This window comes from Myxococcus xanthus, assembly GCF_006402735.1.
In the GTDB taxonomy this organism is placed as follows: Bacteria; Myxococcota; Myxococcia; order Myxococcales; family Myxococcaceae; genus Myxococcus; species Myxococcus xanthus_A.
Map to the genome: position 1 here is coordinate 5,750,488 of NZ_CP017174.1, position 14,214 is coordinate 5,764,701.

The following is a 14,214-nucleotide window of genomic DNA, read 5'->3' on the forward strand; positions in this document are numbered from 1 at the left end:
GACCCGTCATCCTCGTGAATCCGCGTCCTGCGGAAGGAGGCGTGAAAGCCTCCGGCCTCGACAGGCGATGAGCATATGACTCAGGGGCGGCGTTGAGGATGGCGGCCGTTCGGGTGTATTCCCCATCCGTTCGACGCCTTCCTCTGTCCAAGGTCTGGTCCTTGCGCATCTGCCTCGTCTCCAAAGAACTCGCCCCCTTCGACAGGGGCGACATCGCGACCTACGTGGCAACCATGAGCCGGGCGCTTGCGGAGGCCGGACATGAGGTCCATGTCTTGACGGCGGCGCATGCCGACTGGCAGCGGGCCGTGTCCTTCCTTCCCGGCGTGCACCTGCACGCCGCGGATGAGCGAGAGGTGGACTTCAAAGGTGCGTTTCCACACGCACCACTTCGCCATGCGTGGGCGGCGTACAGAAGCCTGCTGGAACTCCACGCGCGTCATCCCTTCGACGTCATCGAGTTCCCCGACGACGCAGGCGAGGGCTATTTCGCGATGCGCGCCCGGCGGACGCTGGGGCACTTCGAGCCAGCGGTCCTCGCGGTGCGCTTGCACGACTCCACCCACGACCGCCTGCTGCTCAACAGGGTGGCCACGCTCGACATGGACACCACCCAGCGCGAGCACATGGAGGACACGTCCATCCGTGAAGCGGACCTCGTGCTGTCTCCCTCCGGGCCAGCCATGGCGCGAGTCCGCACCAGGCTGGAGCTGAAGCGCAGCGGCGTCGTGATTCCACCTCCGTTCTCGGCACTCCGGGAGCACCGCTCATCCCCTCGTTCCCGCGAAGGACTGCCCCTGGTGCTGTACGTCGGAGACCTGGAGTACCGAAAGGGCGTGCATCTTCTCGTCGAAGCCATGCAGGTGCTCTTCGAGCAAGGAGTCGCCGCGGAGGTCCGGCTCATCGGGGATGACACACGCACCGGCCCGTTCGGCCGCTCCCTGCGACAGTGGCTGGACCAGCGCATCGCCCCCGCCTGGCGAAACAGGTTCCACTTCACACCTCCGCGCGAAGGAGCAGACATCGCCTCGGCGCTCGCCGAAGCAGCGGTGTGCTGCATCCCGTCTCGCTGGGAGCACTTCTCCCACGTGTGCATGGAAGCCATGTCCGCTGGAGCGCTCGTGGTGGGCAGCGATGGAGGGGGCAACGCCGAACTCATCGAGGACGGCCAGAGCGGCTTGCTGTTCCGGAGCGACGATGCTTCACAGCTTGCCCGCGCGCTCGAGAGAGCCCTGTCCACACCGGCGCTACAAGAAGCCGTCCGGCATACAGCGCCCGCCCGTATTGCTTCCTATTGCGCCCCCGCCAGCATCGTCCGCCAGTTCGAAGCGGCCGTGGCGGATGCGAGGCACCAGCGTCACATGGGCCCCATCAGCGCCGCGCCCAGGAAGAAGGACGCGGCCACGCCGTACGTGTCCATCCTCGTGCCCTACTACAACATGGGGCGCTACCTCCCCGAGACGCTGCGGTCCATTCGCGCGCAGACCTTCACGGACTACGAAATCATCCTCGTGGATGACGGCTCGACGGATTCGGAGAGTCGAGCCGTGCTGGAGACGCTCCACGCGCCAGACCTCCACATCCTCCGCAAGCCCAACGGAGGGCTCAGCTCGGCCAGGAACGCCGGTCTGCGCGCCGCACGGGGCCGGTACATCCTGCCGCTGGACCCGGACGACCTCATCCAGCCCACCTTCCTGGAGAAAGCCGTCGCGGTGATGGACAGCACACCAGGGTTGGCCTACGTCACGTCACTCGTCTCCTACTTCGTCGAGACGCCGGACCAGCCCGTGGGCGGATGGATTCCCTGGGGCACCGAACGTGACGCACTCCTCGCGGAGAACGTGGCATCCACCTGCACCGCGCTGATGGAGCGACAGCGCATCGAAGAAGTCGGCGGCTACGACGAGTGGCTCACGGCCTATGAAGACTGGGACGTCTTCTGCTCCCTGGCCGAGCGAGGGCTCGCGGGCTCCGTCATCCCAGAGCCGCTCTTCCTGTACCGGCTGCGCCCGGACTCGATGACCCGCAGCATGCGCGTGAACGACCGTCATGCGCAGATGGCCTACCTGTGCCAGAAGCACCCTGCATTGCCGCTCCACCCGGAGCGCGCACTCCGCATGCAGCTCGGCCGAGCCCACAAGCAGGAACTCCATCTGCGCGCGACAGGCGCGGCCTCCCCACCGCTCCTGAATCGATTCGCCGACAAGATGAACGCCACGCTCAAGCGGTTCGACTTCGCCCATGCCACCTTGAGGCGCGCCGCGCTCTGGGTTGCCGGCGCGGACGACGACTCCCGCCCACTGCGTCATCAGGTCATGGAGCGGTTCTTCAGACGCCGCCATTGAAGCGCCGGCCGCTCCACGCGGCGGAGCGGGCCCCATCTACGCGCGCGCTCCCCGCTACCCGCCCAACCGCCCCTCCTCTGCTGGTGGAAGTGAAGCGGGCTCTCGAGAGGTGAGCGACACCATGGGGGGCGCGACGCCTTCCGCCGTCGGCACGAGAGCGCTCGGCTCCTTGCGAATCAACGAGCGCAGCCGCAACCCGAACAGGGCGGAAGCCACCTTCGTCATGAACTGGAACCCCTTGAGCCCCGTCAGGCTCGAGGTCCCCGTAGTGCGTGGGCGCATCGCGACCGCGACCTCTCCGATTCGAAGCCCGGCGAGCGCGACGAGCGCGATGGACTCCGGCTCCGGGTACTCATCCGGCATGAGGCGCAACAACGTGGCCACGGCGCGAGGCGAGTACACCCTGAAGCCCGATGTCGGGTCTGTCACCTGGGCCTGCTGGCCAAACATCCCCAGCAGCATGCTCACGACGCGACCTCCCACCCAGCGAAGCGGCGTCGTGCTGACCAACGTGTCCGTGCCTCCCGTCGCGACATCGCAGAAACGGGAGCCAATGAGCAGGTCGGTCTGCCCGCTCCGCGCCGAGCGAACCAGGTCAGGGATGGACTCAACGGGATGCTGCCCGTCGGCGTCACACTGCACGACGTAGCTGACCTCCAACCGCTGGGCCAGGAGGAACCCCGTCCGCAGCGCCCCGGACACGCCGATGTTGGTGTGGTGTGTGACGTGGTTTCGTGGAGCCAGCCGCCGTAACACCCCGGCCGTGCCGTCCACCGACCCATCATTGACGATACAGAAATCCAGCTCCCAGTCCGGCGTGGCGCGAGTCAGCGCCGTGAGACGCGGCAGGAGCGCAGGAAGGCTTTCCGACTCGTTGTAGCAAGGGAGAACCACCAGCACGCGGGGGCGACCACCTTCCGACGTCGCTGGCACGTCGGGAAATGTTTGAGCGGCAAGGGCTGACACGACCTGCCCCAGTTGCCGCTGCACGCGTGTGCTCTCCGCGTAGTGCGCCAGCATCTGAACGAACAGGAACATGGTGAGCCCAGCCAGGACCATGTTGCTGACCAAACTGATGCCCATCAGTCGAGCCACGGGCAGCAACCAATCCGGACGGATGGCCGCCACGAGCACGAAGCCACTGGCAAGGAACCACGTCACGGAATGCCGTGCCGCGAGCCGCGCGCCGAACTGGGAAATGACCACGAAGAAAAAGCCCACCACCACGGTAATGAATGGCAGCGACATTTCGGAGTCCCCCACAGCAATGCCCTGATGTTCGAACACGCAGAGAAGCACTCACACTTCTCAGGTTTGCATTGCCCCCCCCTCCGTACGGTACTCACGCCATCAATGCAATCCCCTGAAGCACCGGTGCCAGTCCCTGACGTACGCCCCGCCCCACGGCGCTGGACTCGCGCCGTGATGAGCGTGTTGCTCGCGCTCAGTACCGCAGGGGTATTCACGCTGGGGGCATGGGCCCCCCCCTTCCAGTCCCTGGGCTCCCGCCTCGTGCTGGTCCTGGGGTGCCTGGCTTTGGGCGCGGTGCTCTACCGCCTTCTACTTCCGTGGCTGCACAGTCGGCTGACGCGCTCCTCGCCCGCTCAGCAGCGGACCTGGCTGGGAGTCGTCGCCCTGGTCACCGTGCTCCTGATGGTAGCCACCCCGCTCCACGTCATGATGCCCGCGGAACGGCTGCCCGTGACGGTCCGTGCCACGGGCGAGCGGAACCCCAGTTCACAGGGCAGCGAAGTGTGGGTCCTCGGACTGCTCGACGCCTACGGTAACCCGCTGCCTCCCGATGGCTGGCGCCCCGAAGGAAACTGGGAACGCCGAGATGGAGGCGCCTGGCTTTCGCACCTCGACCAGCCGGCGCGCCTGCATTGGGAAGCAGAAGGTCACAAGCCCAGGGTCCTCCAATTGTTGGCGCACGGATTCTCCGGTGTCGTGGAGTACACCGTGAACGGTCGAACCGAGCGGCTCGACCTCTATTCGCCGCCCGGGACGGACGCGCGCCGGGACCTGGTCCTCCACCATCCCGACAGCGCATTGACCGCCAGTGCCGGGATTCGAATCACCGTCACGTTGGCGGCCCACGCGCTGGTCCTCGGCACCCTCCTGCTCCTGACGGGGCTCTGGCTCACGGGCCGTCCGCCTCCACCTCTCAAGCCCCTGCCACGACGCTGGGTGGGACTGCTGATGGCCATCCCCACCGTGGTGGTGGCTGGCATCTGGCTGATGGCTGTCTACCCGGGGATGCTGAGTCCAGACTCGACATCACAATGGCGTGACGCCCTTTCCGGGCACATGGATGATGCGCATCCGTTGTTCCACACCGCCTCCATCCGATTCATCCAGAAGCTCTGGGCATCACCCGCGGCGGTGGCACTCGCACAGATTGCCGGCCTGGGGGTGCTCGTAGGTTGGGGCTGCGCGGCGCTCGCGAGGGCAGGTGTCTCCCGAGGCATCATCGCGCTCACCGCGATGGTGTTCGCGCTGGCGCCCGTGAACGGGACGATGGCCGTCACCCTCTGGAAGGACGTCCCGTTCAGCCTCTGCATCCTGGCGCTGTGTATCTGGGTCTTCCGCTCCGCGACCGACAACACCATGCGCTGGGACGTGCCCTTCTGGGTGAGCATGGTGGTGCTGGGAGCCTTGGCCATGTTGTTCCGTCACAACGGCCTGCCCGCGGTGGTCGGAACCTTCCTGGCACTGGGTCTCCTCCGGAGGGAGCGCTACAAAGCAGTGGCGCTCGCGCTCGTGGCCACGTTTGTCGTCGCGTCGGGTACCCGCTGGGTGCTGAGCCAGACGTACACCATCAAACCCTTCGCCAAGGGGATGACGCTGGTCGGATTCCTGGGCGCCCATGTGGCGGCAGGAACGCCCCTGGAGCCCGGTGAACGGGCCCTCCTCGAGGAGCTTCACCCGCTCGACGACAAGTGGAACTACCGCTGTTTCAGCAACGTGTTCACCATCTGGGACGGGCGCTTCGACATGGACGCGCTGACCCGGCACAACAAGGCATTGCTTCCGCTCCTCGTCCGCCTGACACAACGAGACGCAGCGCCCGTGCTCTCACACGTGCTGTGCAGCAGTTCGGTGCTCTGGAAGCTTTCGCAAGGCTCGGACCACCTCAATGGCCCTCCCATCTGGAGGGGGCCCGGCGAGGAGCTGGGCACCATCGAGCCCGGAGCGCGACACCTTCGGTCCGACTCACTCCTTCCAGTCCTGCGTGAGCCCCTTCTCCGGTGGACCGTCCGGACGCTTCAGCCAGACCTGGCCTGGCTGCTCTGGCGCCCGGCGCTGCCGCTCTACCTGCTGCTGCTCGCCTGCGCGGTGGCATGCATCCGCCACCGGACCTGGCGGCTTGCCGCCGTGGCGCTCCCCGTTGTCTTGCATACGGCGGCGCTCGCCGCGCTCATCCCGTCACCCGACGTGCGCTATCAGTACCCCGTGTTCCTCGTGGCCCTGATGTTCGTTCCCGCGTGGCTCGCGGGGATGCGACTGAATACGGCGCCGTCGGCCGAAGCGCCGCGGCGCGCGCCTTCCGTCTCGCAGGACGCGTCGACGCTCAGGTCAGCCGGCTGACCGTGCTCCGAATCGCGCGGTGAATGACGGGCATCCGCTTGAAGAGCGTGTTCGCGCGGTCCACGAGCACGTAACGAAGCGGAGGCGCCTCCCCGGGACTCGCCCCCCCCGTCTCCCCGCTGGTGGGAACGGGTTTGCCCGCGACGGCCTGCTTGAGCAAGGGGTGCACGAGGGGCAGGCGCTTCAAGGCCGCGTTCATCAAGTCCACCACGTCGTAGCGCAGCGGGCGCACGGCCTCGGCCAGCGATTGGGCGGACTCCAGGGCCGCGGACGCCGCGGAGGACGGCCGACGCTCCTGCGTGTCGAGCGCGCCATATGGGTCGACCATGGCCTCGCGGGAGTGCGCGAGCAGGGCGAAGAGCCGCGTCGACGGGTGCAGTGGCGCGGGCACGCCTTCGAAGAGCCGCACCAGCCAGCGGAAGTGCTGGCGCTGCTGGGACGCGGACGGGGTGATGGCATGCCCCCGCCGCGAGAAGAAGTGGACCTGGTTCGTCACCAGGAAGCGGTGTCCCCCCTGCGCGAGCCGCAGGAAGAAATCCCAGTCCGCATAGCCGGACAGGGTTTCATTGTAGGCATGCTGCTCCAGGACGGTTCGGCGCAGCAGCGCCGTGGGCGCGGAGACCTGGTTCGCGGCCAGCGCGTACGTCGGACAATCCCCCAGGTACGTCATGAACCCCTTGAACTGGCGGTTGGCCAACTCTTCGCTGGAGTGGAAGCGGCCCCCGGTGGGAACAACCCCTGAGAACTCCTGTCGCGCTTCCAGCGCGGAGACGGCGTGTTGGATGAAGTCCGGGGACAGGCTGTCGTCCGACTCCAGGAACACGACGTATGCCCCGCGTGCGGCTCGGACACCCAGGTTACGAGCCCCCGCGAACCCGCGGCGGACCGGGGAGCGGACGACACGAAGCCCCTCCCCTTCAGCCGCGGACCGCTCCAGGCGCTGCAGGACCTGCATGTCGAAGGCGCTCGTGGACCCATCATCCACGACGACGACTTCCACTTCCGGGTACGTGCTGGCGGCGACACCTTGCAGCGCGATGGTCAGGAAGATGCCCTGGTCCTGATTGATGATGACCACGCTGACCAGCGGCGGCTGAGGGCTTCGTGTGGGCGGCGCCTCCCGCACGTGGCGCTCCCAATAGGGACGGTCCACCGTCCAGCGGACGGGGGCCAGCTCCGGTCCTTCCAACGCCTTGCGCATGGCCACCACCAGCGCGTCCAGGCTGCCGTCATACTTGTGGCAGTGGACCCCGTCGACGAAGGGGCTGTCGTCACCGAAGGCCAGGCAGGCCGAGTTGAGCACCAGCCGGGTGCCCGCGACGGAAGCCTCGTAGGCCGTGAGATTCAGCGACTCATAGCTGGAGGTGATGACCACCACCCCCGCGCGCATGTGGGCTTCACGGTCAGGACCTGGCTTGATGAAGACGAAGCGGTCCGTCAGGTCCGACGGGATGAGCGCCTTGACCTCGGCGAGGAAATCCGAATCGAAGGCATGGCACGCCAGGATGGCCTTGCCCTGGTACTCCGGCCACGTGCGCATCAACAGCACGGCACCCCGGACGAAGACATCCGGCTGCTTGAAGTGCTGGATCTTGGTGACGAACACCAGGTTGCGCTGGGCCGCGGGAACGTCGAACGGCCGGGACGGCTCCGCCGGAGACTCCATGACCACCGGGGGAAACTCCACCCGCACCTTGCGCATCCACGCGTCATCGAAGCCGTAGAAACGCCGGTTGAACTCGGCAATGCAGGGCAGATGCCCCACCACGAGGTCCGCATCGAGCAAGGACTTCCGCTCGATTTCGTAACGCCCCAGGTTCTCGACCTCGAGCGTGTTGGGCTCGTGGTGCATGAGGGTGCCGTAGCTCGAGTGCAGCCGCACCGAGAGGGTGGTCTGCGTGAAAGCCAGCCCCAGGTGCTTCTCCTGCAGCGCGGCGAAGGCCCAGCCGCGGAAATCCGCGAACTCGATGACGTCGAAGCGCAAGCCCTCCGCTTCGCGCGCCTTCAGATAGCGCATCACCTCCAACGACTCACCGTGCCAACGAGAATCCCGAAAGGCTTCCGTGGGCGGATAGAAGCCATGCGCATCCGCGGTGGTCTGTTGTGGCTCGCGGAAGTCGCACAGATGCGCCTTCACCCGTCCCCCGAAGAAGAGCTCCACCTGGGCCGTCTGCACGGAAACGGTGGGCGGGAACAGGACATGGAACTCCACGTTCGCGCCGTGGCGCTGCGAGTCCATGATGAGGTTGTGCGCGACGCGGCCAATGCCCCCTGGGGTGAAGGGGTAGAGCTCATCGGTAACGAGGCAGACGCGGGTCATGCTCATGGCTGTGCGAACTCAAGATAGTGGTTGATCGCCTGGGCACAGAGCGTCTGGGTGTAGTCCTCCAGCATCTGCGCGTACTCCTCCGGCGAACGCTCCCGGAGGCCGACGACCCGCTCCAGCGCCGAGCGAATCTGTCCGAGCGAGCCGGTGCCCGCGACCTGAACCAATCGCTGAAAGGGGTGTTCATCCAGAGCCCCCAGGGTCAGCGGCCCTGTCAGGCACGCCACACCGTGAGTCAGTCCCTCCAGGGCGGTCATCGGCTGGCACTCGGCGAGCGTCACATTGAGGACGACGTCCGTCTCCCGGATGAGGTTGAACAGCTCCGAACGGTTCAATGGCCCCACGTTGATGACGGAAGCATTGAGGGGCAGCTCCGGGCGGGCCGAGAAAGGACTGGTGACGAAGACGCGCTCCATCCCCGGCAGTGACGCGGCGACGAAGACGTTGGAATAGAAGTTCTTCCACCAGTTGTTGGGCGTGGGAACGAAGGCGGCCCGCGTCGGCGAAGCGCGGTGACGTTGGTCCGCCGGTGCGACCCGAGGAGGAAGGTTGAGCAGGACCTTCTGGAAGAGCAGCGGCGACATCAAGTGCATCTCTGGCTTGACGCAAGCCACGGCATCAAGAAGCCCCTGCTCCCGGAGCGCCAGCAAGCGGCTGAAGGTCTCCAATTCGAAGTCGAAGTGGAACTGGGCGGTGGAGCCGTGCCACACACAGCACAGCTTGAGCGTGCTGCCGAACACGCGGCGAAGCATGTGCATGACCTCCAGGGCATTGGGCGAAAACCCCTGGAAGATGATGGACCGTGCGCCCAGCCGCTCACACGTCTCGGCGATGCGCTGGTGGTCCGCCGCCGTCAACGCGCGATTCGCGGTGATGCCAATCTTGTGTCCCGGCGCGTAGCCAGACGCAGCACGGATGCCGTACCACTCCTGGTGGAAGAGATGCACCACCCGGGAGAGCCGCGGGTCGACATGAGCCCACGTCGTATCCAGTGGGGCATCGACCACGACGGCCTCCGCCACGGTGTCATGCCCATAACGCGGCGCAGGCGTGTCGACCGGCGCCCGAGCAGTCACCACCGGCTCGGCGCGCAGGCGGACCAGCTCATCCGAAAGCGACAACAAGCGCTGCCGCCGCTCCGACCGCTTCAGTTCGACCGTCAGGCGCTCCGTCAGCTCGGAAACCTGCATCCCCGTCAGGCCGTTCCCCGCCTGGAGCACCTCGCCCGCGTGCTCCGTCCACGCCCGCAGCCGGGGCAGGGACTGGACGTTCAGCGACTCCAGCGTCACCTCCCGGCGCTCGTCCCGGGGCTGCTCGACGGACTGGAGCTGGAAGAAGCGGCGCCCTTGGGACGCGTTGCGCTTGAAGACGTAGACGTCATGCGTGGCCAGGAGGCCACCGCCATGATGCATGTCCCAGCCAGCGGGCGTCAGTTCCGCGTACGGGTGCAGCCAGCATCCCTGGTGCCAGGCGTTCTCCCAGACACCGAAGGGAACAAGCTGGTTTTCGACCAGGCACAGCAATCCGCCGGGACGCACGAGCTTGCCCAGCGACTCCATCAGGCCAGGCAGGCGCTCCGGCGGGTTGTGGATGAGGACGGACACGGTGAACACCACGTCGAACGTCCTGTCCCCCACCGCCGCCAGGGCATCCGGCCCACAGAAGAGCCGCTCATCCACAGGCTCCAGCCCCACGGGCGGCGCTTGCCGCAGGGGCTCCATCATCGCCTCGGAGAAGTCGTAGCCGTGGTAGCGAACGCCTTCGAGGGAAGCCAGATAGGCGGCATGCCGCCCGAAGCCGCAGCCAAACTCCAGGACGTCCAGCGGCCTCTCCAGCGCGCGTTGCTCGGTCTGCATCAGCTTCGTGAGCAGCGCCTCTTGTTGGCCATACCCGGGGTTGCCCGCGTCCTGACGCGTGCGGATCATCTCCCGGTAGGTGTAGCCGCTCGTGGCCTTCCAATACTGGCTGCTTGCCGCTTCTTCCGGCTGCGACTGCCGCGGGGCGCTCGGCTCCGGCGACAACGCGATGTGAAGATGGGTGTCATCCCGCATGGTGAAGATTCCTTCTGCCGCGGCCCCCCTGGGCCAATGTTCAACCGCCAGCGACCCTGTGTTCAGCTGGCGTGTTCCAAGGATGAAGCCCGGTCGTCCAGCGTCGCCGCTGGGTGCGCACCTGTGTTCAGCAAGCCCTTCATGACCCGGTCTACCTCGGCCTCCCACGACGTCCGGCTGACCCGCTCCGCGGCATTCGCACCGAGCCGAGCCCGGAGCGCGCCGTTGGAGACGGCGTCGCGAAGCCGGGCCAGTACGCCACTCGGGGTCGGCTCGGCAAGCAGGCAGTTGTCACCATGCGTCAGCAACCACCGATTGGTGGGATTGTCGTTCGTGACGACCGTGACACCGCAAGCCATCATCTCCAGCGGCAGATACGACGGATGCCGGGTGAACATGAAACACAACCCGACATCACACTCGCGGTAGAGCGCCCCCGTCCGTTCCGCCGGCAACATTCCCAGATTGGTGACAAGCCCCCTGACGCCGTAGGCCTCGGGGTCCCACTCCGCGCCCGCCGCGAGCACCTCGACGGCGGGGCCCAGCTCCCGCTTGAGCTGCGCCAACGCGGCCAACCCCAGCTCGAAGCCGTTGCGCTCATTGCCCGGGCGTCCGTAGAAGAACACACGCACAGGCCCCTGGCGCGGTGGCCGGCGCGGATGAAACAAGGTCCCATCCACGGCGGGCTCGAACCAGGCGCCCTCCATCCCATGCAGGCCCACGACGTGTTCGTAGAGCCCGGGTGTGTTGAAGATGCCGTAGAAGCCCAGGCCATACGTCTGCTCGGCCAGCGCGGAGGGGGTGCCCGCCGCATGGAACAGCGGTTCGTAATCCTGGACGAAGTAGCCGCGAACGCCCGCCCGCGGGTGGTGCAGCACGCGATAGGCGGAGGTCCACGCGGTGGCCAGCGCCAGATCGCATGCGGGCAGTAGCGCCACGTCCTCTGGCCGGCGCAGCACGCGCACCGCCCCGACCGCGCCCGGGCAGATGGCCGCCACGCGGGCCTCGATGTCTCCGGGCCTCACGTTCGGCTGGTCGTAGATGACGAAGTCGCTGCGCACGCCGTGGCGGCGCTGCATCAGGTCCGCGAAGCGGAAGATGGTGTGGATGCCCGCGTAGACATGGCCGAAGGCGGGAACGAACCAGGTTGCCGTCTCCACTCGCCCCTTCGCGCGCAGCGCCGCCAGCGCCGCCGGCGCCGACTCGCGCGAGGTCTGGGCCTGTTCGGGCGTGAAGTCCCAGGCCTCCAGGTGCTCGATGAGGTGCCGCTGCGCCCGCGCACGCTGCTCGCCCCGGACATCCCGCGCGCTCGGAACGTCGCGCCCCAGCGTCCGGACCGCCAGTTGCTCGCCATCCTCCGGATGTCGGCGGAGGCCGCAGTCCGTGGCCGTCAGCGTGAGGTGCGGGTTGTAGTAGGGGTCGCCCTTCGGCCCCAGCCACGGCCGGTAAGCAGCGTAAGACAGCCAGTAGTCCGCTTCGGGAATGGCATCCGCACGCCGGCTGGCCGACTCATGATGAATGAGCCGCGTCTGCGCCGTGCACACCACGCGGAGGCCCTTGGCGTTCAGCCGCAGGCCCAGCTCCACGTCACTGCCACACACCTGGAAACGCTCGTCGAAGCCCCCCAGCGCCTGGAAGACCTCGCGGCGGAGGATGACGCATGCGCTGGTGACGGACAGCCAGTTCCGCGTCCACTCGGTGTGCCCGAACGGAGTGGAGATGGGCCCCTCTGGCAGCCGCCAGAAAGGGTGTCCCGCGAAGCCCGTCATCCCCACCACGACGCCCGCATGCTGCACGGTGCCCTCGGGGAAGAGCAGCTTGCACCCCACCGCGCCCACCTCGGGCCGCTGGGCCTGGGAGACCAGCTCATCCAGCCAGCAGGGGTCCACCACCTCCATGTCGTTGTTGAGGAAGAGCAGCAGCTCCCCGGAGGCCTGCTTCGCGGCCCAGTTGTTGATGGCCGGGTAGTTGAAGGGGTGGTCCCACGTCAGCTTCACCAGCCGCGGGTCCACCCATTGCTCCAGCAGCGCGAACGTCTCCGGCCGGGTGCTGTTGTTGGAGACGAGCAACACCTCGAAATGGGGGTAGCGGGTCTGCGCCAGGAGGCTGTCCACCAGCGTGCGCAGCAGGTCCGGGCGGTCCTTGAAAGGCACGATGATGGAGACCTTCGGCGTGCCCCGCACCGGATAGCGAACCCGGTACTGCATGGGCGCCGGGCTCGTCACTTCCGCGGACTCCCCCTGGCGAGCCAGGTGCTCCGACAGCGCCCGCACGCCCGCCTTCGTGGCCGCGTCCAGCCCAGCCCCCCGGCTGGCCGAAGCCGCCGACCCCTCACGTGCGTGGTACAGCGGCTCCGTGACGTGGCCAATGGACGAGGAGGCCTCGCTCAGCCGCAGCATCAGGTCAAAGCCCTGAGCGCCATCGAAGCCCTCTCGCAGACCGCCCACCTGCGCCAGCGTCTCGCGACGGACCACCAGGAAGTGACGGACGTAGTCCACGGAGCGCAACAGGTCGGGCGACCAGTCCGGCTTGAAGAACGGCGCGCAGCGGTGGCCCTGCGCGTCCAACCCGTCCTCGTCCGTGTAGAGGAGCGCGAGCTCGGGCTGCGCCAGGAACGCCAGCGCCACCTCGGCCAGGGCATGCGGTGAGAGCGTGTCCTCGGCGCCCAGGAACCCCACGAAGTCCCCACGGCACGCCGCGAGCCCCTCGTTGGTGGCCCGGGCCCTGTCCCCTTGGGACGACGCGGTGAGGACGCGAATGCGAGGCTCCTGCTCCGCCACTTCCTGGAGGATGCGCGCCAGGTGCGGCGCGGTGCTGGCGTCATCCACCAGGATCCATTCCCAGTCGGCGTACACCTGCGAGGTCACCGAGGCGAGGCACTCACGAAGGAAGGCTTCCGAGGCATCGTGGACCGGCGTGACCAGCGAGATGAGCGGGCGCCGAGACAGCCGCGCGACGGCTTCCTGTGCCGCGGTGACACGCGCCGGCTCCCGCGCCGCGCACCAGGCGGGGTAGTCCGCCAGCGACGGCGGCTGTGGCGGCGCCGTCCGTGTGCCCAGGAGGTTGGCGAGCGCGAGCACCGACTCGGCGTTGAAACGGGACTGGCGCCGCAGCACCTCGCCCCACAGCGGCTGGGTGACGCGGAGGGCGCCGGGGAGAGTCCGCCCCGCCAGCGGCTCGCGCAGCGCTTCGACGTCCGCCACATGGCGGCGGGCCTCGGCTTCTCCTGGAGCCTGGGCACCCGCCGCCACGCGGATGGCCTCCACCATGGCCAGGTTCCACCGGGCCTGGCCCTGAAGAACGGCCTCCAGCACGGGTCCCAACGTGTAGAGGTAGCCCCGCTTGGCGAAGCCCACCAGCGCTCCCGCCACACGGCCGCGATGCGACCCCACCACCCATCGGGTGGGCACCGCCAGCGGCTCCAGTTGAGCGACCGCCCAGGAGGACACGTCATCGCGCAGGCCCAGGGCCCGATGCACCGTCAGGTACTCCAGCACCCGCACGAGCGCGCGGTTGAAGTTCCCCTGGGGCCGAAGCATCTCGATGTGGAAAGGCTCCAACCCGTTGACGAAGGCACGCTTGGCGGACGTCACCAGCTTGCCCCCACGCGCCCGATGCGACGCCGGGATGGAGAAGGCAGCCGGGGCCGCCAGCCTCGCGGCTTCCTGGAGCGAGGACATGCCCTGGCCGCCGTCGGGGAGCGCGCGGTGGAGGTGCTCCGTCGCCAGGCGCAGCGCGCCTTCCAGGGCGCTGCGCTCGTCGCACTGTTCGGGCGCGCACGGCTGACGCTCCTCCAGCACCTTCCGGAGGACAGCCACCATCTGCGCGAAATCCCCCGGCCCCGGCGAAGCCACGTGCCCCTGCGTCACATCAGCCCACTTCTGCCACATGACTCACCCTTCCC

General features: G+C 67.7%; 6 protein-coding genes. 2 read left to right on the top strand and 4 right to left on the bottom strand.

Translation table 11 applies throughout. The annotated features are described in order from the left end of the window. Positions 1-98: 98 nt before the first annotated feature. Complete coding sequence (locus tag BHS09_RS23275) at positions 99-2,345, top strand: glycosyltransferase (RefSeq protein ID WP_257792113.1); 2,247 nt, start codon at positions 99-101, stop codon at positions 2,343-2,345. Positions 2,346-2,399: 54 nt separating this feature from the next. On the opposite strand, the gene BHS09_RS23280 is transcribed toward BHS09_RS23275, so the two are convergent. Then, on the bottom strand, positions 2,400-3,593 hold the full coding sequence (locus BHS09_RS23280; RefSeq protein ID WP_237079785.1) for a DUF2304 family protein: 1,194 nt from the start codon (positions 3,591-3,593) through the stop codon (positions 2,400-2,402). A 711-nt stretch (positions 3,594-4,304) separates the two neighbouring features. Here BHS09_RS23280 and BHS09_RS23285 point away from each other — a divergent pair. After that, positions 4,305-5,933 (top strand): hypothetical protein, encoded by a 1,629-nt coding sequence (locus BHS09_RS23285; protein ID WP_237079786.1) that lies wholly within the window; start codon positions 4,305-4,307, stop codon positions 5,931-5,933. Here the strand turns inward: BHS09_RS23285 and BHS09_RS23290 are convergent. The 3 genes from BHS09_RS23290 to rfbC form a co-directional block, all read right to left on the bottom strand. After that, positions 5,917-8,259: a glycosyltransferase gene (locus BHS09_RS23290; protein WP_140799048.1), complete on the bottom strand. Its 2,343-nt coding sequence runs from the start codon at positions 8,257-8,259 to the stop codon at positions 5,917-5,919. The genes BHS09_RS23285 and BHS09_RS23290 overlap by 17 nt on opposite strands. Then, positions 8,256-10,310 carry a class I SAM-dependent methyltransferase gene (locus BHS09_RS23295; protein WP_140799050.1) on the bottom strand — a complete coding sequence of 685 codons (2,055 nt, stop codon included), beginning with the start codon at positions 10,308-10,310 and terminating at the stop codon, positions 8,256-8,258. The genes BHS09_RS23290 and BHS09_RS23295 overlap by 4 nt, the downstream gene beginning before the upstream one ends. A gap of 62 nt (positions 10,311-10,372) precedes the next feature. Next, positions 10,373-14,200: an O-antigen biosynthesis protein RfbC gene (gene rfbC / locus BHS09_RS23300; protein ID WP_140799051.1), complete on the bottom strand. Its 3,828-nt coding sequence runs from the start codon at positions 14,198-14,200 to the stop codon at positions 10,373-10,375. Positions 14,201-14,214: the final 14 nt, after the last annotated feature.

Excerpts from the sequence above, each read along its gene's own strand:
- BHS09_RS23275 (WP_257792113.1), top strand. The coding sequence starts at position 99 with ATGGCGGCCGTTCGGGTGTATTCCCCATCCGTTCGACGCCTTCCTCTG.
- BHS09_RS23280 (WP_237079785.1), bottom strand. The coding sequence starts at position 3,593 with ATGTCGCTGCCATTCATTACCGTGGTGGTGGGCTTTTTCTTCGTGGTC.
- BHS09_RS23290 (WP_140799048.1), bottom strand. The coding sequence starts at position 8,259 with ATGAGCATGACCCGCGTCTGCCTCGTTACCGATGAGCTCTACCCCTTC.
- BHS09_RS23295 (WP_140799050.1), bottom strand. The coding sequence starts at position 10,310 with ATGCGGGATGACACCCATCTTCACATCGCGTTGTCGCCGGAGCCGAGC.
- rfbC (WP_140799051.1), bottom strand. The coding sequence starts at position 14,200 with ATGTGGCAGAAGTGGGCTGATGTGACGCAGGGGCACGTGGCTTCGCCG.